The organism is Microbacterium sp. LWH13-1.2 (genome assembly GCF_038397735.1).
Classification (GTDB): Bacteria; Actinomycetota; Actinomycetes; order Actinomycetales; family Microbacteriaceae; genus Microbacterium.
In genome coordinates, this window is sequence record NZ_CP151635.1 from 3,466,945 (window position 1) to 3,487,345 (window position 20,401).

Genomic DNA, 20,401 nt, shown 5'->3' on the forward strand with positions numbered 1-20,401 from the left:
ATGCTCGACGACGCATTCCGCGACGGGTGGGGCTGGTGGGTCATCGCCCTCGCGGTCGGCGTGCCGGTGCTGCTCGTCGTCCTCACCGAGCTGATCAACGGGCTCCGACGCCGCAACAACCCGCTCGCGGGACCCCTGCGGCTGCTCCGCAACGGTGTCATCCCGGTCGGTGCGCTGTTCGCGCTGCTGGCCTTCGCGATCCAGTCGCCCGCCGATCAGGTGTGGACCCGCGTCGCCGCGACGGTCTTCGGGTTCCTCGTGATCCTGCTGCTGCTGTCGTCGTTCAACGTCGCCCTGTTCGCGAACGCCGCGGAGGATTCGTGGCGCAAGCGCATCCCGACGATCTTCGTCGAGATCGCCCGCCTCGTGCTCGTCGCCCTCGGGCTGGCATTGCTGTTCTCGTGGGTATGGGATGCCGACGTGGGTGGCCTGTTCACGGCCCTCGGCGTCGGGTCGATCGTGATCGGCCTCGCGCTGCAGAACGCGGTCGGCGGCGTCATCTCGGGTCTGCTGCTGCTGTTCGAGCAGCCGTTCAAGATCGGCGACTTCCTCGATGCGGCCGGCGTCAGGGGCCGCGTGGTCGAGGTGAACTGGCGTGCCGTGCACATCGACACCGGTTCCGGCATCCAGATCGTCCCGAACTCGAGCCTCTCGGGGGCATCTTTCACGAACCTCTCCGAGCCGGACGGGCCGTATTCGGCATCCACCGACGTGAAGTTCGCGACCGATGACCCGCCTCACGAGGTCATGGCGCTGTTGGTCGAGGTCGCGGACGCCCTGCCGATGCTCGCCGATCGAGAGCGCGCCTCCGTCAGCTATTCCGGTGGCGGGGCCTACGGCGTCTCGATCCCGGTCGCGGGGCCGGCGGATGCCGGACGTGCACTCTCGATGTACCTGTCGTGGGTCTGGTACGCGGCGCGGCGGCGCGGATTCGCGCTCGACGGCGATGCCACCGACCCGATCGCCGAGCCGGGCCGCCTCGCCGAGGCGCTCGCCGAGATCGCCGGCACGCTGCATCTGCACGACGACGACCTCGAGGCGATGACGCAGGCATCGCACCTCGAGCGCTACGGCGTCGGCGAGGTCGTTCTCGCGAGCGGTGTCGTTCCCGATGAGGTGCGGGTGGTCGTGTCGGGCAGGGCGGTGCTCGCGATCGAGGTCGACGGCGGACGCATCGAATTCGCGAGCGCAGAGAAGGGCGACCTGATCGGTCAGACCGCGCTCACCCGCGAGCGCACTCAGGCCGTGACGGTCGCGGGCGAGATCCTGACCGTCGTCGTGCTGCCGCTCGCGACGATCGACCAACTGATCCGCACCCGCCCGAGGCTGGCTGCCGAGATCGGGGAGTCGCTCGAACTCAAACGCAAGCTCGCGGGTGACATGCTCGCGAGCGTCGAGGCGCAGCGCGGGTCGATCCGTCAGCGCCGGTCGGTGTCGCCGCGCTGAGACGGGCGCTTCGCGCCGCCGGTGGCAGGTTTGCGCGCGGTGCGGGTTCACTTTCGCATCCCGCGCGCGGTACGGGGTCACTTTCGCATCGGAAACGCGCTCTGGGGGTGCGTTTTTGACCCCGCTCGGACCGTGTTCGCGCGACGCTCGCGATGCACGGGCGCGACCCACGGGACTTCCGCGGCTCGACGGGACCTTGCGTCGACAGAGTCGGGACAGCCCGAGGATCGAGCCGGGACCTTGAGTCGAAAGAGTCGGGACAGCCCGAGGATCGAGCCGGGCGCCAGGGTCGTCAGTGCGCGCGGCGGCCCCACCGCATCCGGGTGACGAGCACGCCGAGCAGGCAGAGTGCGCCTCCGACGAACATGAGCGGTGTCGGCACCTCGCCGAGGATCGCCCACGACATCAGGATCGCGATCGCAGGAACCACGTAGGTCGTGGCCGACGTCTGCCCGGCGGTGCTGCGCTGCAGCACATACGCCCAGGTCGTGAACGCGATCGCCGTCGGGAAGATGCCGAGGTAGACGACCCACAGCGTCGAGTCGAGAGGGGCAGTCTGCAGCGCGCCGATCAGACTGCCGGTCCACGGGAGCAGCGCGACGGCGCCCGCGACGGCGCCGAGGAAGGTGAGGGTCGTCGCGTCGGACCCGGCGGTCAGCAGACGCTTCTGCAGCAGCGTGCAGCCGGCGTACATCACGGCGGCCAGCAGCGCGAGCAGCAGCCCCGTGATGTCGGGCCCTTCGCTGGTCGACGAGTTCATGCCGATCAGCACCACGCCGAGGAAGGCGATCGGGGCTCCGATGATGAGCGGCTTCGGGAAGCCCTCGCGCAGGAACAGTCCGCTGAATACCACGACCATGAGGGGTGCGAGATTGACGACCATCGCCGCCGTGCCCGCGTCGAGTGTGCGCTCGGCGGCGTTCAGCGCGAGGTTGTAGACGCAGAACCACCCGACACCCCACACTGCGACGAGCCACCAGTGCCGGCGTTCGGGCAGACGGATGCCGTGGCGCACGGCGATGATCGCGAGCACGGCGCTGCCCACCGCCATGCGCAGCAGGGCGAGTGCGCCGGGGTCGAAATGCGGACCCGCACCGCGGATGCCGATGAACGCCGACGCCCACAGCACGACCGTCACCAGGGCGGCGACGAGCACGAGCGGCCCCTGCGTGCGGGGCTTCGCGGGATTCAGGCTGTCGTCGCGCTGCACGCGACCGGTCTTCGGCATCCTCCGATCCTGGCACCGGCCACCGACATCGGCGATGCGTTGGAGTGACAGCATCCGTTGCTTTTCTGTCAGCGTCGTCGGCATCCGCGGTTCCCGTCGCAGTTCGTGCCTCTCGCCCGCCCCCGGGCGGCACGGACTGCAATCGGAATGCGTCCGGCACGCCAGGAAACGGCCGCGAAACAGCCCTTCGGTAGGATGGAGTCGCCCGACAAGGGCCAGCTCATCAGCCGGTGCAAACCCGGCGAAAGCAAGGGGGATACCCATGCCAGGAATCGTTATCGTCGGCGTCCAGTGGGGCGATGAGGGCAAGGGCAAGGCCACCGACCTGCTCGGCGAGCGCACCGACTGGGTCGTCAAGTTCAACGGCGGCAACAACGCGGGCCACACCGTCGTGGTCGGCAACGAGAAGTACGCGCTGCACCTGCTGCCCTCCGGCATCCTGTCGCCCGGGGTGACCCCGGTGATCGGCAACGGCGTCGTGATCGACCTCGAGGTGCTCTTCAGCGAGCTCGAGGCACTCGGCGGCCGCGGCATCGACGTCTCGCGTCTTAAGGTCAGCGCCAACGCGCACATCATCACCCAGTACCACCGCACGCTCGACAAGGTCACCGAGCGCTTCCTCGGCAAGCGCATGATCGGCACGACCGGCCGCGGCATCGGTCCGGCCTACGCCGACAAGATCAACCGCGTCGGCATCCGCGTGCAGGATCTCTTCGACGAGAACATCCTGCGCCAGAAGGTCGAGGGCGCGCTCGACCAGAAGAACCACCTGCTGGTGAAGATCTTCAACCGTCGCGCGATCACGGCCGACGAGATCGTCGAAGACCTGCTCTCCTACGCCGAGCGCCTGCGCCCCATGGTCGCCGACACCGGCTACCTGCTCGACGAGGCGCTGCACCGCGGCGAGGTCGTCGTGTTCGAGGGCGGCCAGGCCACGATGCTCGACGTCGACCACGGCACCTACCCGTTCGTCACGTCGTCGTCGGCGACCGCCGGTGGCGCGTCGACCGGCTCGGGCGTCGGACCCGGTGCGCTCGATCGCATCGTCGGCATCGTCAAGGCGTACACGACCCGTGTGGGCTCGGGTCCGTTCCCGACCGAGCTGTTCGACGAGCAGGGCGAGTGGCTGCGCTCGCGCGGCTTCGAGTTCGGCACGACCACCGGCCGTCCTCGTCGCGTCGGCTGGTACGACGCGCCGATCACCCGCTACGCGACCCGCGTCAACGGCATCACCGACCTGGTGCTCACCAAGCTCGACATCCTGACGGGTCTCGAGCAGATCCCGGTGTGCGTGGCCTACGACGTCGACGGCACGCGCTTCGACGAGGTGCCGGTCAACCAGACCGACTTCCACCACGCGACGCCGCTCCTCGAGTACTTCCCCGGCTGGAGCGAGGACATCTCGACCGCGCGCACCTTCGAGGACCTGCCGAAGAATGCTCAGGACTACGTGCTGGCGCTCGAGAGCATGAGCAACACGCGCATCTCGGTCATCGGCGTCGGCCCCGAGCGCGATCAGGTCATCGTGCGTCACGACCTGCTCGACTGAGCGCGTCGTGACTCGGTTCTGGCTCGGCGGATACGGCTCCGCGATGGAGGGCTCTGCCGACGGCATCGGCCTGCTCGCGGGCGATGCCGACAGGCAGACAGCCCTCGAGTACCGCGGCGCGGTCACGCAGACCCCGTCACCGTCCTGGCTGGCGCAGCATCCGACCCTCGACGTCGTGTACGCGGCGCTCGAGGGGAATGCCGCGGTGCAGGCGTTCTCGCGAAGCGGCGAATCGACGCTGCGGCCGCTCGGCGAACCCGTCGAGGCGGGCGACTCGGTCTGCCACGTCGCGGTGTCGCCCGACGGATCATCCCTGATCGCGAGCTGCTACGGCGACGGACGCGTGGTGCGCATCGGCATCGATGCGCAGGGGCGCCTGGTGCCGGATGCCGTGAACAAGGCCGCCGAGCTGCGTGCGGCGCTCCTCGGGGAGCCGATCGAGGCGTCGGCGCCGGCGGGGGTCGCCGCCGCGGCATCCGACCCGTACTCCGGTGAGCGCACGGCAAGCGGCGAGGCGCGCGCCTCGCACGCGCACGCCTCGGCGTTCCTGCCGGACGGGCGCATCGCCACGACAGACCTGGGCTTCGACCTCGTGCGGATCTGGCGCCAGACCGCGGGCCGCCTCGCTCTCGATCACGAGGTCGTACTGCCTCTCGGCACCGGCCCGCGTCATATGGTCGTGCACCCCAGCGGTCACCTGCACGTCGTCACCGAGTACTCGTGCGAGGTGTTCACGCTCGCCGCGAGCCGCGACGGCACGTGGGGGGTGGCGTCGTCGGTGCTGGCGAGCCCGATCGCCGAGATCGGCGTGGACTTCCCCGCCGAGCTCGCCCGCACACGCGATGCGCAGTTCCTCTACACGGCGCTCCGCGGCAGCAACACGATCGCGGCTCTGCGCGTGCGCGGGGGAGGCGAGAGCCTCGAGCCGATCGCGCTCGCCGACTCGGGCGTCGACTGGCCTCGGCATCACCTCGTGCACCAGGGAAAGCTGCTCGTCGCCGGGCAGCGCTCCGACACCGTCGCGCTGATCGACCTCGACGAGCGCACGGGGGCTCCGCTCGGCATCCGTCACACCGCCCAGGCGCCGACGCCGACGCACTTCCTGCCCGTTCGCTGACGCGCGCTCGCTGAGCCTGCTTGACCTCAACCTTTGTTGAGGTTCTACGGTCGTGCCTATGACTATGGACACGGGCGCCACGCAGACCGAGAAGAACTCCGGCATCATGAGCGGCGCGTACCTCTGGATCACCATCGGCGCCTGTGCGCTCGTGTTCCTCGGGGCATTCGAATCCCTCGCCGTCACGACCGTGATGCCGGCGGTGAGCACCGACCTCGACGGAGAGCGTCTGTATGCGCTGGCGTTCGCCGGCCCGCTGGCCACGGGTGTCATCGGCATGGTCGTCGCCGGTAATTGGGCGGATCGCCGCGGACCGGTGGCGCCGCTGTACGCCTCGGTCGCGCTGTTCGTCATCGGCCTTCTGGTCGCCGGATTCGCGCCGACCATGGAAGTGCTCGTCGCCGGACGCTTCGCTCAGGGTCTCGGCAACGGCGGGCTCATGGTCGCGCTGTACGTGGTCGTCGCGCGCGTCTACCCGCGCTCACTGCACCCCGCGATCTTCGCCGGATTCGCCGCCGCGTGGGTCGTGCCCTCGCTCGTCGGGCCGACGGTCGCCGGGGCCGTCACGGAACTGTGGAGCTGGCACTGGGTGTTCCTCGGCGTCGTCTTCCTGGTGGTCCCCGCCCTGCTGATGGTGGTGCCCGCTCTCCGCGGGCTGTCAGGCGACGGCGACGTCACGATCCCGTGGGCGTTCGGCAGGCTCGGATGGTCGGTGCTCGCTGCGGTCGCCGTGCTCGGCCTCAACCTCGTCGGCGACATCCCCGGCGCCGGCCCCGCGCTCGCCGCTGCAGCCGTCGTCGTGGCGCTCATCGCGGTGCGCGCGCTGCTGCCTGCAGGAACCCTGCGCGCCCGACGAGGGCTGCCCTCGGTGCTGCTCGTGCGCGGACTCGCCGCCGCAGGGTTCTTCGGTGCTCAGGTGTACATCCCCTATCTGCTGACCGAGCGCTACGAGGTGTCGCCGACCATCGCGGGGCTCTCCCTCACCGGCGGTGCGCTCGCGTGGTCGGCCGCCGCGACCGTGCAGGGGCGAATGGGGGTGCGGCTCTCCAGCGTCACTGCTGTGCGGATCGGCACGATCCTCGTCGTCGCGGGGGTCGTGCTCGCGCTCGCCGCAGCGGTGCTCACGGCGTCCGTCGTCGTCATCATCGTCGCGTGGATCGTCGCCGGTGCCGGCATGGGGCTGATGAGCCCGCGCACCAGCGCCCTGACCCTCGAGATGTCGGCGCCTGAGAATCAGGGCTTCAACAGTGCGGCCATGACGGTCGCCGACTCTTTCGGAAGCGCACTCGCGCTCGCGATCACGGGGGTGCTGTTCACCGGTCTCGCCGCGATCGGCGACCCGTTCGTCGCGGTGTTCGCGCTGGCCGGCGTCATCGCGTTCGCCGCAGCGGTGCTCGCTCCTCGGGTCACGCCGCGAGGCGTGTGACGTCTGCCGTTCACTATTCAGCATGGAATCGAGCGGTTGAGGCGAAACCGGGTCGTTCCGGTCGGGTTCGGGGCGCTCGTGCTGAGTTGTGAACCGGGCGGGGGCGAGAGTGGCCGGCGCCGGCGACGCGCCCGGCCCGCTCTTGCACAAGCTCCGGCGGAACACCACCCCGTGACTCGACGTTGGTCTTGAGGAAGACTGGGCGACGGAGAGGTGCACCCCATGACTGCTGAGAAGACCGACGAATACGACCTGATCGTGCTGGGTGGTGGGCCGGTGGGCGAGAACGTCGCCGACCGCGCCGTGCAGGACGGACTGACCGCGATCATCGTGGAGAGCGAGCTGGTGGGCGGCGAGTGCTCGTACTGGGCCTGCATGCCGTCGAAGGCGCTGCTGCGCTCGGGTCAGGCTCTGCGGGCGGCGCAGAAGGTCAAGGGCGCTGCCGAGGCGGTGACCGGCACGCTCGACGTGCGGGCCGTGTTCGACCGCCGGGACTCGTTCACGAGCAACTGGTCGGATGACGGACAGGTGAAGTGGCTCGACTCGGCCGGCATCGACCTGGCCCGCGGCCATGGACGCCTGACAGGCGAGCGTGAAGTGACGGTGACGGATGCCGACGGCGGCACCCGCGTGCTGCGCGCCCGCCATGCGGTCGCGATCAGCACGGGGTCGGACGCAGTGATCCCGCCGATCGAAGGTCTTCGCGAGTCGTCTCCCTGGACCAGCCGCGAGGCGACCAGCGCCGAGGAGCTGCCCGAGTCCCTCGCCGTGATCGGCGGCGGCGTCGTGGCGGTCGAGATGGCGACGGCGTACGCGGCTCTCGGCTCGACGGTGACGATCATCGCCCGCAGTGGTCTGCTCGGCGCGATGGAGCCCTTCGCGGGAGAGCGCGTCGCCGCCGGACTGAAGGAGCTCGGAGTGGATGTGCGCACCGACACAGGCACCACGCGCGTCACGCGCGGGGACGACGGAGTCGAGATCGTGCTCGACGACGACTCGACGGTCACGGCGGCAGAGGTCCTCGTCGCCACCGGGCGTTCTCCCCGAAGCGGCGACATCGGCCTCGACGTCGTGGGCCTCGAGCCCGGGCGCTGGATCACCGTCGACGACACGCTGCGCGTCCCCGGATCCGACTGGCTCTACGCCGTCGGCGACGTCAACGGGCGCGTGCTCTTGACGCACCAGGGCAAGTACCAGGCGCGGGCGGCCGGAGACGTCATCGCAGCGCGTGCGCAGGGCAGGGACGTCGATGATGCTCCGTGGGGCAAGCATGTGGCGACTGCCGACAAGACCGCGGCCCCCCAGGTCACCTTCTCGTTCCCCGAGGTCGCTTCGGTCGGGCAGACCGAAGCCGAGGCGCGCGAGGCCGGCCACGACGTCGCCGTGGTCGATTACGACCTCGGCGGGGTGGCCGGCGCGAGCCTCTATGAGGACGGTTTCGAGGGCCAGGCCCGCATCGTGATCGACAAGGAGCGCGACGTCATCATCGGTGCGACCTTCGTCGGACCCGAGGTCGCGGAGCTGGTGCAGACGGCGACGGTCGCGATCGTCGGCGAGGTGCCGATCGCCCGACTCTGGCACGCGGTTCCGGCGTACCCGACGATCAGCGAGGTCTGGCTGCGGCTGCTGGAGGGCTACGGGCGGGATTCTGCGTGATCTCCCGAACCATCCGTCGCCGCGTCCGCTCCGAACAGAGGGAGAGGCATCGGGTGCGATCGGCGTGCCCGGAGCACGATTGTTTCTCATATTGACGTGGCCGAGCGCAAGCCCGGGACGGATGTCTCACACGTCTTATACGCTCGAACCCACATCCGAGGAGGCAGGACCATGAAGGCTGTACTCGCAGGAACCGTCATCGCCGAAGCCGACGAGAGCGATCTCGCGCGCATCGAGGGCAACTGGTACTTCCCGCCCGCATCGATCACGGAGGGCGCGCTCGTCGAGAGCCCGACCCCGTACACGTGCCCCTGGAAGGGCGCTGCTCAGTACTACTCGGTGCAGGTCGGAGACGAACTGCACACCGACTACGCCTGGTCGTACCCGACCCCGTTCCCGAGCGCGTTCGACCGCGTCGGCAAGGACTTCTCGGGCTTCGTGGCGTTCGACCCGCGGGTCGAAGTCTCGGCATGACCTCTGTATGCCGCAGCCGGGGCGCTGATGCCCGTCTCGTCGATCGATCGACCGGAGAGTAATCATGATCGAGTTCCGCAACGTCACCAAGCAGTTCCCCGACGGCACGACAGCCGTGAAGGACTTCAGCCTCGTGTTGCCGTCCCGCAAGACGACGGTCTTCGTCGGTTCGTCCGGCTGCGGCAAGACCACTCTTCTGCGGATGATCAACCGCATGGTCGAACCGACCTCGGGCGAGGTCGAGATCGACGGCGAGAGCGTTCTGGGCGGTGACCCGGTCGCCCTGCGTCGCCGCATCGGCTACGTGATGCAGAACTCGGGTCTCATGCCGCATTTCACCGTGATCGACAACGTGGCCACGGTACTGCGGCTGACCGGTGTGAAGAAGGGCCCTGCCCATGAGCGAGCGCGCGAGCTGCTGAAGACGGTGGGCCTCGACCAGTCGCTGGCCGAGCGGTATCCGAGCCAGCTCTCGGGCGGTCAGCAGCAGCGCGTGGGTGTGGCCCGCGGACTCGCAGCGGATCCGAACATCCTGCTGATGGACGAGCCGTTCGGCGCCGTCGACCCGATCGTGCGCGCCGACCTGCAGCAGGAGACACTGCGTCTGCAGCACGAGCTCGACAAGACGGTCGTGTTCGTCACGCACGACATCGACGAGGCCTTCCTGCTCGGAGACCAGGTCGTGATCCTCGACAAGGGCGCTCGTATCGTGCAGGTGGGCAGCCCGAGCGAGATCATCGAGAACCCGGCAGACGACTTCGTCGCCTCCTTCATCGGCGCCGACCGCGGTCGGCGCGCTCTGCACCTCAAAGAGACCCCGCACGGCACCGTGGTGGTCGACTCCGAGGGTCGCACCCAGGGTGCGATCGTGGCCGATGCCGAGAAGGCCGACGGCCCGCTCGCAGGACCGGATGCCGCCGCCCTCGGCGCCGTCCAGGGCGGCCTCACATGAACTGGGTCGTCAACAACCTCGGGCTCATCCTCGAGTTGACGGTGGTGCACCTGAGGCAGAGCATCATCCCGATCGTGCTGGGCTTCGTGCTGTCGCTGCCGCTCGGCTGGGTCGCGTGGCGCTTCCGCCTGGTGCGCGGTCCGATCATCGTGCTCACAGGACTGCTGTACACGATCCCGTCGTTGGCTCTGTTGATCCTGCTGCCCTCGGTGGTGGGTTACTCGGCCCGCACCGAACCCAACCTCATCATCGCGCTCACGATCTACGCGATCGCGATCCTCGTGCGCGGCGTCTCCGACGGTCTCGACTCGGTCGACGACGACATCCGTCAAGCAGCCACGGCGACCGGGTTCGGTCCGCTGCGCCGCTTCTGGGCGGTGGAGTTCCCGCTTGCGGGGCCCGTGATCCTGGCGAGCCTGAGGGTGACGGCGGTGAGCACGATCTCGCTGGCCACCGTCGGCATCCTGATCGGCATCACCAACCTCGGCTATCTCTTCACCAACGGCCTCGACCGTCGCATCATCGCCGAGGTCTTCGCGGGAGTCATCGCGGTCGTCGTGATCGCGCTGGTGATCGATCTGCTTCTGCTGCTGCTCGGACGGGCCCTGATGCCGTGGACGCGCGCCGCGACCAAGAAGAGTGCCGTGCGTGCCGTCGCCGTGGGAGCTCTCGCATGAACCTCTTCGCCGAGGCCTTCGCCTGGATCTTCGCTCCCGCCCAGTGGACGGGCAACTACGCGCTCCCCAAGCTGCTCGGCGAGCATCTGACGCTGACCGCGATCTCGGTGCTCATCGCCGCGGTGATCGCCGTCCCCATCGGGTGGCTCATCGGTCATACCGGCAAGGGCCGTGAGATCGCGGTGGCTGTGTCCGGCGCTGCCCGCGCCATCCCGGCGTTCGGTCTCATGATCCTCCTGGTGCTCCTGCTCGGGGTGCTGCGCATCCCAGAGGCGGCCATCACGACCTTCGTCCTGCTCGCGATCCCGTCGCTCCTCGCAGGTGCGTACACGGGGCTGGAGGCCATCGATCGCCGCGTGATCGACTCCGCGAAGGCCATGGGCATGACGGGCTGGCAGATCTTCTGGAAGGTCGAGGTGCCGCTGGGCCTGCCGTTGCTGGTGGGCGGCATCCGCTCGGCACTGCTGCAGGTCATCGCGACCGTCACGATCGCCGCCTACGTGGGTCTCGGCGGTCTCGGCTATCCGATCATCCAGGGCATCCCGCTTCAGCGTTTCGACCAGGTCCTCGCGGGCGCCATCCTCGTCGCGGTCCTGGCGCTGATCGTCGATCTGCTGCTGGCGTCGGCCCAGCACCTCGCCGTGCCGGCCGGTCTGCGAACGGGCGGGGGCCGTTCTCGTCGTTCGCGTGCTCTCACACCCGCGGCCGAGCCGTCGACCTCCGCCGCGTCGGAGTCTCCCGCCGCAGAGCCGGCGACCGCCTGACCTTTCACCACAGCATCCATATCGCAGTCCCCCAGAGAAGAGGAAAGTCCATGTTCACAGCACGAGGAAAGCGCTCCGCCGCCGTCATCGGTCTCGTCGCGGCCGCGGCGCTCACCCTGTCCGCCTGCGGATCGAGTGATTCGCTCGGAGAGTCGGGCGACTCGGGCGAGAGCTCGGGTGGCGGTGACGCCATCGTCGTCGGCTCGCAGGCCTACTACTCCAACGAGATCATCGCCGAGATCTACGCTCAGGCGCTCGAGGCTGCCGACTTCACGGTCGATCGCCAGTTCAGCATCGGTCAGCGCGATGCCTACATGCCCGACGTCGAGTCCGGCGACATCGATGTCTTCCCCGAGTACACGGGCAGCCTGCTCGAGTACATCTCGGAGGACGAAGTCGACGTCACCAGCCCCGACGACGTGTATGCAGCCCTGCAGGACGCACTGCCCGAGAGCCTCACGGCGCTCGACTTCGCCGAGGCGTCGGACCAGGACTCCTACACGGTGCTCAAGAGCTTCGCCGAGGAGAATGACCTGAAGACCATCGGAGACCTCTCGAAGGTCACCTCGCAGGTCACGATCGGCGCGGCGCCCGAGTTCGAGCAGCGCCCGTACAGCCCGGCCGCGGCCAAGGAGGTCTACGGCGTCGACCTGGCGTTCTCGGCCACCGGCCCCACGACCCTCGAGTCGCTGCTCGCCGGCGAGATCCAGGTCGCGGACATCTACACGGCGGACCCCGCATTCGAGACCGAGGACATCGTCGCTCTCGAAGACCCCGAGAACCTGATCATCTCGTCGAACGTCGTGCCGATCGTCTCGAGTGACATCGCGGACGACGTGTCCGACGTGCTCAACGCCATCAGCGCGAAGCTGACCGCAGAGGAGCTCGTCTCGCTGAACGTCCTGAGCACGGTCGACCAGCAGTCGTCGGCCGACATCGCCAAGAAGTGGCTCGAGGACAACGACCTCGTCTGATCACGAGCGGTTCTCATGAGAAGTGCCCGGGCCCTCAGGGGTCCGGGCACTTCTGCGTGCGAGGTGCGAGTCTCGCTCGCGCCGAGTGGGGCTAGACCCGGGCATCCTGCCGGGGGATCAGCACCTGTTTGATGATGATGAGGATGGATGCCGCGACCGGCACTGCGACGAGCGCACCGAGCAGGCCGAGCAGGGTGCCGCCGGCGAGGGCACCGATCACGACGAGGGCTCCGGGGACGGCGACGGCCTTGTTCATGACTCGTGGAGTGATGACGTACGCCTCGATCTGCATGTAGACGACATAGATGAGGGCGAACACGAGAGCCGCGACGGGGTCGCTGAAGAGCGCGAGTCCGCTGCCGATGATCCAGAAGATCACCGATCCGACGAGGGGGATCAGGGTGATGCAGAACGCGACGGTCGCCATGAGCGGAGGGAACGGCAGGCCGAGGAAGAGATACAGCAGGAACGTGAGCACAGCGTTGCAGAACGCGAGCACGACCATCCCCATGACGTAGGCGCCGACCGAGTCGGTGATCTGGTCGGTGATGTCGCTCGCGCGAGCGCGGTCACGGGCAGGAGCGAGGCGCAGCATCCCCGCCTTGATCGAGGGCAGAGTCGCGACGAAGTAGAGCGTGAGCACGAGCACCACGATGATTCCCGAGATGGCGCTGGCGATCGAGGCTCCGACCTGCAGCGCTCCTCCGCCGATCGCGGCGATGTTGCCCGGGTCGGTGAGGAAGTTCTGCACGTCGGTGACCAGGGATTCGAACTGGTCGCCGAACTGATCCTCGAGGGTCGCGTAGATATCGCTCCGCATGAACTCCTGGATCATGCCGGGCACCGAGCGGATGAAGCTCGCGATCTGCTCGATCACGACGGGCAGCACCATCCAGATCACGAGGCCTGCGACGACGATGAGTCCGAGGATCGCGACGACCACGGAGAGAGCGCGCGACAGACCGCGTCGCTCGAGGAATCGCACGGTGGGGTCGAGTCCCAGGGCGGCGAACAGGGCGAGCGCGATGTAGATGAGCACGGTCGACAGGTTCGCCACGGCGAGGCCGAGAACGATGGCGGCGAGGCCGCCCAGCGTCACCAGGAACCCGAAGACGAAGGGGCGATCGATGCGGGTCCAGAACGATCGGCTCGGCGTCATCGGCTCGACGACCCCCGTGCGAGGAGGGTGAGAATCGGACCGGGTGCGGGAAGCGGTCGTCACAGCAGTGGGGTGCTCGGATGCGGCGACCGCGGACGTGCCGGACGAGCCCTCGGTTCCGGCGGATGAGACGGGGGCCGAGTCCGGATGATCGGCCCCCGGGGACGGCTCGGATGCGTCGGCGGACGCGCTCGGCGACGGTTCCTGCTCTTCTCGGCTCATGTGCTCACGATAGCGTTCGACCGAGTGTCGCCCCACGACCATCCCCGTGCGGGGTGGGGTCGTCCTGCCGCGTGTTTCCGTAGAGTAGGGGGCATGACCGCCGCTGAAGACCCCCGGGCTGAACTCCTGCGACTGCGTTCGAGCATCGACAACATCGACGCCGCACTCATCTTCATGCTCGCGGAGCGCTTCCGCGCCACGCAGCAGGTCGGACAGCTCAAAGCCGAGCACCAGATGCCGGCATCCGATCCGGGTCGTGAGGAGCAGCAGGTCGCGCGCCTCAAGGCTCTCGCCGAGGATGCGCACCTCGACCCCGAGTTCGCTGAGAAGTGGTTCAACTTCGTCGTGGCCGAGGTGATCCGCCATCACACGGAAGCCGCCGAGGGGCGATGATCCGGCCTTCCGGGCGAGTGACAGTGTGTGCAGCACTCACCCGCCCGGGGACCGAACTAAGTTTATTGAATAAACTATGATAGAGGTTACGCAGAACCCACTGGTCTGTCAATCGATTCGGACAACGGGACCGGCTCCATGCTGAACGGCGACGATGCACTCGACACGCAGGCGTCGGTGCGCCGTGCAAACCTGCGTCGGGCGCTGCAGCTCGTGTTCAGCAGCCCCGGTACCCAGACGAGGGCAGGCATCGCTCGGGCCACCGGGCTCACCGCGGCGACGGCATCGTCTCTGGTCGCCGAGCTCATCGAACTGCAGCTGATCGCGGAGGGGGCCCAGGCTGCCAGCACAGGCGGCAAGCGGGCCACGACCCTCAGCATCGATGCCGCCCATCACCTCATCCTCGTGCTCGTGGTGAGGCCGACCGACGCGCGCATCGCGCTGGTCGGTCTCGACGGCGCAGAGGTCGAGACGCGCAGGGTCGGGTACTCGTCCGAGTCGCGGGACCGACTGCTCGACGACGCACTCGCCGAGATCGCGACCGCGCACCGCGGCCGACTGCTCGTCGCGGGAGTGCAGCTGCCGGGCACGACCGACGGCCGTTGTGTCTTCGAGAGCGTGCAACTGGGATGGACGGATGTGCCGCTCGCCGAGCGCTTCGAAGCGGTGCTCGGGATTCCCGTGCTGCTCGTCAACGACGTGGATGCCGAGGCGATCGCCGAAGCCGCCAGGGAGGACGAATCCTCGGGGTATCGGCTGTTCATCCACATCGGAACCGGAATCGGGGCGGCGGTGACCCTCGATGGCGAACTCGCCCCGGGTCCTCGCGACCGTGCAGGGGAGATCGGTCATGTGCAGGTGCAGTTCGGCGGCGATGCGCGGGCGTGCCGGTGCGGACGACGCGGGTGCCTGGAGTCCGTGGCATCGATGACCGCCATGATCGGCGACGACTTCGACGACGCGCTCGACGACCAGGCGATCGGAGGTCTCGCGGCGGCGGCCGATGCGGAGCGGCTGGCCGAGGGGGCGCGGTCGCTGGCGCGTACGATCAAGCTCATCGCGGCGGTGCTCGACGCCGCCGAGGTCGTGATCGGCGGCCCTGCTCGCGCGCTCGGCGATCGATTCCTCCATCTTGTGCAGGCCGAGATCGACTACACGGCGACGGGCACGGCGAACGTGCCCGTACGTTTCGCCGACGCGGATGCCTCGATCTCCACCGGCGTCGCTCAGGTCGCGTTGTCGAGCGCGCTGGGCGTGCGATGGAGTCCGGCGCAGCTGCGCGCGGCATCCGCTCCGGCATCCTGATCGACGGGCCGGCGTCGCGCTCAGCGCGAGGCGATCCCGACGAGCGCGGCGACGAGTCCGGCGATCACGAGGACCACGATCGCGAGGATGTGCACGATCTTTCCGGCGACGAGCATCGGCAGGTCGGGCCCGTCGTAGGAGGCGGGATCGAAGAGCACGCCGCGTGCGCGGAAGCTCCAGCGCATGCCGAATCCGATGCGCCGCAGCGCGTGCGACGGCGCGGCGAACGTCTGTCCGCGCTGTTCGCGTGACGCCTTCCATGCCGCCTGGACCGCGTACCAGGAGATGACGAAGAAGGGCATCGCGAGAGACACCGCCCAGGCGATGAGGGCGACGCCGATCAGAGTGCCCATCCCGGGGTCGAGCTCTCGGATGAAGAACAGCCCGAGTGCCGCGAGCCCGACGGCCACGGGCACGAGCACCACGCCCCAGCCCCATCCGGGGTGGGCGTCGTTTGTCGGTCGCCTCTCGACGCGCCCTGCATCCTGCCAGGTCATGTGATCCCCCCTGTCGCACCGCGTGGATGACGGAGTCGACCGTCTCAGCGTATCCGGGTGCGCGGGCACGGTCGGTCCGTCGTCCTGGAGCGCCCGCGCCCGCGCCCGCCGGACTTCTCCTGAGACGACGATGCGGAGCGCCACCGGGGTGGCACTCCGCATCCGTTCCGACGGTGCTACTTGACGCTGCCGGCGGTGAGGCCGCCGACGAGGCGCTTCTCGATGAGCATGAACAGGATCACGACGGGCAGGATCGCGACGATCGAGACGCCGAACACGTACTGCCAGCTGGTCTCGTACTGACCGACGAACTTGGTCAGCGCGACCGACAGCGGCTGGTTCTTGTCGGTGGAGAGGATCACGAGCGAGGCGGCGAACTCGTTCCAGCAGGCGACGAACGTGAAGACGATCGCGGTCACGATGCCGGGCCAGACCAGCGGCAGGTTGATCTTGAACAGCACGGTGAAGCGTCCGGCGCCGTCGATCTGGGCCGCTTCGTCGATCTCCTTCGGGATGCCGGCGAAGAACGAGTGCATGATCCACACCGCGAACGACAGGTTGAAGGCCGCGTTGATGAAGATCATCGCCGCCCAGGTGTCGCCGAGTCCGAGCACCGTGAACTGGCGGAACAGACCCGAGGTCAGTACAGCCGGCTGCAGCATCTGCGTCACGATCACCAGGAACAGGAAGACCATGCGTCCGGGGAACCTGAACCGAGCCGTGTAGTACGCGGCCGGAAGTGAGACGAGCAGCACCAGCAGCGTCGCGAACACGGCGATGATGATGGTCGAGATCAGGTTGTAGGGCAGCGGCGTCTCGGGGGTCGACCACATCGAGATGTAGTTCTCCCAGTGCCACTCGATCGGCAGGTATGTCGGGTCGACCGAGCGGATCTGCGACTTCGTCTTCACGGATCCTGCGAACATGATCAGATACGGCAGCACGAAGATCGCGAGCACCAGGATGCCGGCGGCCATGCGCAGGATGACGCGGGGGAGCGTGACCTGGTCTTCCGTGTAGCGGCGCTTGCGTCCCGGGATGCGGGGAGCGGCGTCGTCGCCTGCGGTCGTGACGAGGGCGGTCTCGGTCAGAGTCATGATCAGACCTCCTTCATGGGCTTGACGGCCTTGACGTAGATCGCGACGATCACGATCACGATGAGGAAGGCCACGACCGACAGCGCGCTCGCGACGTCGACCTTCTTCTGCAGCTCGATGTACTTGAAGATCATCGTCATGATCGTGTCGGCGCCGTAGCCCGGGATCGATCCGGTCATCACCTTGAGGATCGGCAGCGAGTTGAACACGTTGATGATGTTGATGAGGATCGCGACCGCGAGAGCGCTGCGCAGCTGGGGCACGACGACTGTCCAGTAGGTGCGTGTGGCTCCGGCGCCATCCATCTTCGCGGCCTCGAGTGTGTCTGCCGGAACCGTCTGCAGCCCCGCGAGGATCGTGTACGTCGTGAAGGGCAGCGAGACGAAGATCGCGATCACGATCGACCAGGCGAACGCGGTGGCCGGGTTCTTGGTCCAGCCGTAGCCCACCGCATCGTCGGACAGTCCGATGTCGTACAGGAACTTGTTGAAGACCCCGAAGTACGGCTCGAGGCTGTAGTAGAAGACCATGGTGGTCATCACGACGGATGCGGCCCACGGCACGATGACGGCCATGCGCACGATCTGTCGACCCGGGAAGGCCTTGTTCAGGATCTGCGCGAGGCCGAGCGAGATGAGCACGGTGAAGGTCACGACCGCGACGACCCAGATGATCGTGCGGAACATGATCGGCCAGAACTCGGCGAACGTGAACACCGTCACGAAGTTGTCGAATCCGACCGAGCCCTTGTCGAGGCCCGACAGCGAGATGTCACGGGTGGAGTTGAAGAACATCACCCCGGCGGGGAACAGCACCACGCCGATGATGAGGAGGAGGGCGGGGGCGATCCAGGGCAGTGCCTGGAGCAGGTCCTTTCCTCCCGGCCGGCCGCGGGCCGCGCCCGATCGGCGGCCCGGGGTGCGGGGGCGGCCGGTGGCCGCCCCCGCGAGGTTCGGGGATTCTGTCGTCTGGCTCATGGGAATTCCCGAACCTCTCCGTCGCTTGATGTGGGCAGGGTCAGCGGGACTCAGCCCGCGTCGACCTGCGCCTGGATCTCGGCCAGGACGTCCTGGGCCGGCTTCGACTGCAGCTGGCCGAACAGCGCCTTGAAGGCTCCGTCGGTCGCCGACCACTTCGGGTTCGTCGACGGGTAGAACTGCGCGTCGGGCAGCACGTCGAGGAACGGCTTGAGAGCCTCCTCGCCGGAGAGCTGCTCGGCACCGGACTTGGTGACGGGAAGGAAGCCCTCGGCCTGCACCCACGGCACGTACACGTCGGCCGAGTAGTAGTAGTCGAAGAACTTGGTGATCGCCTCCTGCTTGTCACCGTCGTTCTGGAACGCCATCAGCTGGTCCATGACGCCGAGCGTGAACGGCGAGCCGTCCTTCGTCGGGATCGGGACGATGGAGTAGTCGAGCTCGGGGTTGCCCTCCTCGATCTGGCCCACTGTCGGGGGCAGACCCACCTGCATGCCGATCTTGCCCTGGATGAAGATGTCCATGAGCGGCGAGCGCTGGGTCGAACCGGGGTCTGCCTGAGTGGCGCCCGCGTCGATCATCTTCTTGATCTGCTCGGCACCTGCGAGGTTCTCGGGGGTGTCGATCGTGATCTCAGAGGCATCGCCGAACGACCCGCCGCCGCCCCACAGCCACACGGCCGCTTCGGCCTGGGCCTCTTCGGAACCGAGCGGCATGCCGTAACCGGCCACACCGCCGCCGAGTGCCGACACCTTGGTCGCGGCATCGAGCAGCTCGTCCCAGGTGGTCGGAGCCTCGACGCCCGCCTGCTCGAGCAGCGCGTTGTTGACGAACAGGGCGCGGGCCGATGCGATCAGCGGCAGGGCGTAGGCGGTGCCGTCGACCTCGGCGTTCGCGAGGAACGCGCCCTGGAAGTCGGAGTAGGTCTCCTCCGAGACCACGTCCTCGACCGGGTAGAGCAGCTCGTCGCCGACGAATCCGGCGAAGGGTCCGCCGTTGTAGATGTCGGGCGCCTCGCCGGCCTGGATCTTGGTGGAGACGACCTTCTCGAGGTTGTCCCACGACTGCACCTCAAGGTCGACCTTGATGTCGGGGTTCTCCTTCTCGAACCCGTCGATCACGTCTTCCCACAGACCCTTGGTGGCGTCGGAGTAGCTGGGCACCAGAAGGTTGAGCGTCGTCTCGCCCTCGGCGTCTCCGCCGCCTCCCGTCGAGCCGCCGAACCCGCACGAAGCGAGCGTGAGCGTGGCGGTCGCCGCCAGGGCGACGGCACCGAATCGCAGTGACTTCTTCATGTGTATTGCATTCCTCACTGTGTAGGTGGTGCACAGTCGCAAGCACAACTCACGCGACGGTGCGTGTGATCGCCTTCGCCGGTGGCTGGGCGATCGGTTCAAGCCGGGTCGGCTCGAGGAACCCTCCGTGGACCGGATCTGCGGAGGGGCGGTGGAACTTGTTCGATTATTTGTCAGGAGAATAAACAAATCAAGAGGAACCTTGCAGGATTTCCTCGTGTCGAAATACTATGATCGAATCAGCACTTAAACGATCACAAACTTGCAACATCTGGTCCGGAGGGCCCGACATGACCGAACTTCTGCCCGGCGCACACATGCGCGAAGAACTGAACTCGCAGCCCGAGACGTGGGCCCGCGCGGTCGAACTCCGCGACATGCAGGCGCTGCTGCCGGCATCCGGAGCCCGCATCGCGGTCGTCGGCTGCGGAACGTCGTGGTTCATGGCGCAGTCGTACGCGTTCCTGCGCGAGACCTCGGGCCAGGGTGAGACCGACGCGTTCGCCGCCTCCGAGTCGTTCGTCGACCGCGGCTACGACGCCGTGGTCGCGCTCACGCGCTCGGGCACGACGACCGAGGTCCTCGAACTGGTCGACCGCATCAAGGGCCGTGTTCCCACGATCGGCGTGATCGGCGACGAGACCTCGCCGCTCGTCTCTCTCGTCGACGAGGCCGTGCTGCTGCCCTTCGCCGATGAGAAGTCGGTCGTGCAGACCCGCTTCGCGACGACCGCGCTCGCGCTGTTCCGGGCGTCGCTCGGTGAAGACCTCACCGGTGCGATCGAGGATGCCGCTGGCGTGCTCGCCGCCGACTATGACGACGAGCTCCGCGACGCCGAGCAGTACTCGTTCCTCGGCCGTGGCTGGACCGTCGGCCTCGCGCACGAGGCCGCACTGAAGATGCGCGAGTCGTCGCAGTCGTGGACAGAGTCGTACCCGTCGATGGAGTACCGCCACGGTCCGATCGCGATCGCCGCTCCCGGCCGCGTGACCTGGCAGTTCGGTGAGGCGCCCGAGGGACTGGCCGCGCAGGTCGAGGCCACGGGGGCGCGCTTCGTGCAGCATCCGATCGATCCCCTGGCCGACCTCGTGCGCCTGCACCGCGTCGCACTCGACCGGGCCGTCGCCCGCGGACTCGACCCCGACCAGCCGCGCAACCTCACGCGATCCGTCATCCTGGATGCATGACCCGAC

General features: G+C 68.0%; 19 protein-coding genes. 13 read left to right on the plus strand and 6 right to left on the minus strand.

Annotation, left to right across the window (positions count from 1 at the left end; all coding sequences use genetic code 11):
• Positions 1-1,446, plus strand: coding sequence for a mechanosensitive ion channel family protein (locus MRBLWH13_RS16725; RefSeq protein WP_341956038.1), 1,446 nt, complete (start codon positions 1-3; stop codon positions 1,444-1,446).
• A 292-nt stretch (positions 1,447-1,738) separates the two neighbouring features.
• On the opposite strand, the gene MRBLWH13_RS16730 is transcribed toward MRBLWH13_RS16725, so the two are convergent.
• Positions 1,739-2,674, minus strand: a complete 936-nt coding sequence (locus tag MRBLWH13_RS16730; RefSeq protein WP_341956039.1) for a DMT family transporter — start codon at positions 2,672-2,674, stop codon at positions 1,739-1,741.
• A 262-nt stretch (positions 2,675-2,936) separates the two neighbouring features.
• On the opposite strand from MRBLWH13_RS16730, the gene MRBLWH13_RS16735 reads away from it, so the two are divergent.
• From MRBLWH13_RS16735 to MRBLWH13_RS16775, 9 genes are all read left to right on the plus strand, one after another.
• Positions 2,937-4,223 (plus strand): adenylosuccinate synthase, encoded by a 1,287-nt coding sequence (locus MRBLWH13_RS16735; protein ID WP_341956040.1) that lies wholly within the window; start codon positions 2,937-2,939, stop codon positions 4,221-4,223.
• A gap of 7 nt (positions 4,224-4,230) precedes the next feature.
• Positions 4,231-5,340, plus strand: coding sequence for a beta-propeller fold lactonase family protein (locus tag MRBLWH13_RS16740; protein WP_341956041.1), 1,110 nt, complete (start codon positions 4,231-4,233; stop codon positions 5,338-5,340).
• Between the two features lie 58 nt (positions 5,341-5,398).
• Complete coding sequence (locus MRBLWH13_RS16745) at positions 5,399-6,766, plus strand: MFS transporter (protein ID WP_341956042.1); 1,368 nt, start codon at positions 5,399-5,401, stop codon at positions 6,764-6,766.
• Between the two features lie 222 nt (positions 6,767-6,988).
• Positions 6,989-8,422: an NAD(P)/FAD-dependent oxidoreductase gene (locus MRBLWH13_RS16750; RefSeq protein WP_341956043.1), complete on the plus strand. Its 1,434-nt coding sequence runs from the start codon at positions 6,989-6,991 to the stop codon at positions 8,420-8,422.
• 171 nt (positions 8,423-8,593) lie between these two features.
• A complete protein-coding gene (locus MRBLWH13_RS16755; RefSeq protein ID WP_341956044.1) occupies positions 8,594-8,896 on the plus strand; it encodes a DUF427 domain-containing protein in 303 nt (100 codons plus the stop codon).
• Positions 8,897-8,960: 64 nt separating this feature from the next.
• Positions 8,961-9,848 carry an ATP-binding cassette domain-containing protein gene (locus MRBLWH13_RS16760; RefSeq protein WP_341956045.1) on the plus strand — a complete coding sequence of 296 codons (888 nt, stop codon included), beginning with the start codon at positions 8,961-8,963 and terminating at the stop codon, positions 9,846-9,848.
• Positions 9,845-10,525: an ABC transporter permease subunit gene (locus tag MRBLWH13_RS16765; RefSeq protein ID WP_341956046.1), complete on the plus strand. Its 681-nt coding sequence runs from the start codon at positions 9,845-9,847 to the stop codon at positions 10,523-10,525. Before MRBLWH13_RS16760 ends, MRBLWH13_RS16765 begins: the two co-directional genes overlap by 4 nt.
• The gene (locus MRBLWH13_RS16770) at positions 10,522-11,289 is read left to right on the plus strand and encodes an ABC transporter permease (protein WP_341956047.1); all 768 of its coding nucleotides are present in this window, start codon (positions 10,522-10,524) and stop codon (positions 11,287-11,289) included. The genes MRBLWH13_RS16765 and MRBLWH13_RS16770 overlap by 4 nt, the downstream gene beginning before the upstream one ends.
• A gap of 50 nt (positions 11,290-11,339) precedes the next feature.
• Positions 11,340-12,263 (plus strand): ABC transporter substrate-binding protein, encoded by a 924-nt coding sequence (locus tag MRBLWH13_RS16775; RefSeq protein ID WP_341956048.1) that lies wholly within the window; start codon positions 11,340-11,342, stop codon positions 12,261-12,263.
• A gap of 91 nt (positions 12,264-12,354) precedes the next feature.
• Here MRBLWH13_RS16775 and MRBLWH13_RS16780 read toward each other — a convergent pair whose 3' ends face one another.
• The gene (locus tag MRBLWH13_RS16780; protein WP_341956049.1) at positions 12,355-13,644 is read right to left on the minus strand and encodes an AI-2E family transporter; all 1,290 of its coding nucleotides are present in this window, start codon (positions 13,642-13,644) and stop codon (positions 12,355-12,357) included.
• Positions 13,645-13,737: 93 nt separating this feature from the next.
• Between MRBLWH13_RS16780 and MRBLWH13_RS16785 the strand changes: the two genes are divergently transcribed.
• Both MRBLWH13_RS16785 and MRBLWH13_RS16790 read left to right on the plus strand, forming a co-directional pair.
• Entirely contained in the window at positions 13,738-14,037 is a 300-nt protein-coding gene (locus MRBLWH13_RS16785; protein WP_341956050.1) for a chorismate mutase, read from the plus strand.
• Between the two features lie 138 nt (positions 14,038-14,175).
• Positions 14,176-15,342, plus strand: coding sequence for an ROK family protein (locus MRBLWH13_RS16790; RefSeq protein ID WP_341956051.1), 1,167 nt, complete (start codon positions 14,176-14,178; stop codon positions 15,340-15,342).
• Between the two features lie 20 nt (positions 15,343-15,362).
• Here MRBLWH13_RS16790 and MRBLWH13_RS16795 read toward each other — a convergent pair whose 3' ends face one another.
• The 4 genes from MRBLWH13_RS16795 to MRBLWH13_RS16810 all read right to left on the minus strand — a co-directional run bounded on the left by MRBLWH13_RS16795 (position 15,363) and on the right by MRBLWH13_RS16810 (position 19,208).
• Positions 15,363-15,839 carry a hypothetical protein gene (locus MRBLWH13_RS16795; protein WP_341956052.1) on the minus strand — a complete coding sequence of 159 codons (477 nt, stop codon included), beginning with the start codon at positions 15,837-15,839 and terminating at the stop codon, positions 15,363-15,365.
• 176 nt (positions 15,840-16,015) lie between these two features.
• Positions 16,016-16,936, minus strand: coding sequence for a carbohydrate ABC transporter permease (locus MRBLWH13_RS16800; RefSeq protein WP_341956053.1), 921 nt, complete (start codon positions 16,934-16,936; stop codon positions 16,016-16,018).
• A 2-nt stretch (positions 16,937-16,938) separates the two neighbouring features.
• Positions 16,939-17,913: a sugar ABC transporter permease gene (locus tag MRBLWH13_RS16805; protein ID WP_056511201.1), complete on the minus strand. Its 975-nt coding sequence runs from the start codon at positions 17,911-17,913 to the stop codon at positions 16,939-16,941.
• Between the two features lie 50 nt (positions 17,914-17,963).
• Positions 17,964-19,208: an extracellular solute-binding protein gene (locus tag MRBLWH13_RS16810; RefSeq protein WP_341956054.1), complete on the minus strand. Its 1,245-nt coding sequence runs from the start codon at positions 19,206-19,208 to the stop codon at positions 17,964-17,966.
• Between the two features lie 290 nt (positions 19,209-19,498).
• On the opposite strand from MRBLWH13_RS16810, the gene MRBLWH13_RS16815 reads away from it, so the two are divergent.
• Complete coding sequence (locus MRBLWH13_RS16815; protein ID WP_341956055.1) at positions 19,499-20,395, plus strand: sugar isomerase; 897 nt, start codon at positions 19,499-19,501, stop codon at positions 20,393-20,395.
• Positions 20,396-20,401: the final 6 nt, after the last annotated feature.

Excerpts from the sequence above, each read along its gene's own strand:
- MRBLWH13_RS16725 (WP_341956038.1), top strand. The coding sequence starts at position 1 with ATGCTCGACGACGCATTCCGCGACGGGTGGGGCTGGTGGGTCATCGCC.
- MRBLWH13_RS16730 (WP_341956039.1), bottom strand. The coding sequence starts at position 2,674 with ATGCCGAAGACCGGTCGCGTGCAGCGCGACGACAGCCTGAATCCCGCG.
- MRBLWH13_RS16735 (WP_341956040.1), top strand. The coding sequence starts at position 2,937 with ATGCCAGGAATCGTTATCGTCGGCGTCCAGTGGGGCGATGAGGGCAAG.
- MRBLWH13_RS16745 (WP_341956042.1), top strand. The coding sequence starts at position 5,399 with ATGACTATGGACACGGGCGCCACGCAGACCGAGAAGAACTCCGGCATC.
- MRBLWH13_RS16750 (WP_341956043.1), top strand. The coding sequence starts at position 6,989 with ATGACTGCTGAGAAGACCGACGAATACGACCTGATCGTGCTGGGTGGT.
- MRBLWH13_RS16755 (WP_341956044.1), top strand. The coding sequence starts at position 8,594 with ATGAAGGCTGTACTCGCAGGAACCGTCATCGCCGAAGCCGACGAGAGC.
- MRBLWH13_RS16760 (WP_341956045.1), top strand. The coding sequence starts at position 8,961 with ATGATCGAGTTCCGCAACGTCACCAAGCAGTTCCCCGACGGCACGACA.
- MRBLWH13_RS16765 (WP_341956046.1), top strand. The coding sequence starts at position 9,845 with ATGAACTGGGTCGTCAACAACCTCGGGCTCATCCTCGAGTTGACGGTG.
- MRBLWH13_RS16770 (WP_341956047.1), top strand. The coding sequence starts at position 10,522 with ATGAACCTCTTCGCCGAGGCCTTCGCCTGGATCTTCGCTCCCGCCCAG.
- MRBLWH13_RS16775 (WP_341956048.1), top strand. The coding sequence starts at position 11,340 with ATGTTCACAGCACGAGGAAAGCGCTCCGCCGCCGTCATCGGTCTCGTC.
- MRBLWH13_RS16780 (WP_341956049.1), bottom strand. The coding sequence starts at position 13,644 with ATGAGCCGAGAAGAGCAGGAACCGTCGCCGAGCGCGTCCGCCGACGCA.
- MRBLWH13_RS16785 (WP_341956050.1), top strand. The coding sequence starts at position 13,738 with ATGACCGCCGCTGAAGACCCCCGGGCTGAACTCCTGCGACTGCGTTCG.
- MRBLWH13_RS16790 (WP_341956051.1), top strand. The coding sequence starts at position 14,176 with ATGCTGAACGGCGACGATGCACTCGACACGCAGGCGTCGGTGCGCCGT.
- MRBLWH13_RS16795 (WP_341956052.1), bottom strand. The coding sequence starts at position 15,839 with ATGACCTGGCAGGATGCAGGGCGCGTCGAGAGGCGACCGACAAACGAC.
- MRBLWH13_RS16800 (WP_341956053.1), bottom strand. The coding sequence starts at position 16,936 with ATGACTCTGACCGAGACCGCCCTCGTCACGACCGCAGGCGACGACGCC.
- MRBLWH13_RS16805 (WP_056511201.1), bottom strand. The coding sequence starts at position 17,913 with ATGAGCCAGACGACAGAATCCCCGAACCTCGCGGGGGCGGCCACCGGC.
- MRBLWH13_RS16810 (WP_341956054.1), bottom strand. The coding sequence starts at position 19,208 with ATGAAGAAGTCACTGCGATTCGGTGCCGTCGCCCTGGCGGCGACCGCC.
- MRBLWH13_RS16815 (WP_341956055.1), top strand. The coding sequence starts at position 19,499 with ATGACCGAACTTCTGCCCGGCGCACACATGCGCGAAGAACTGAACTCG.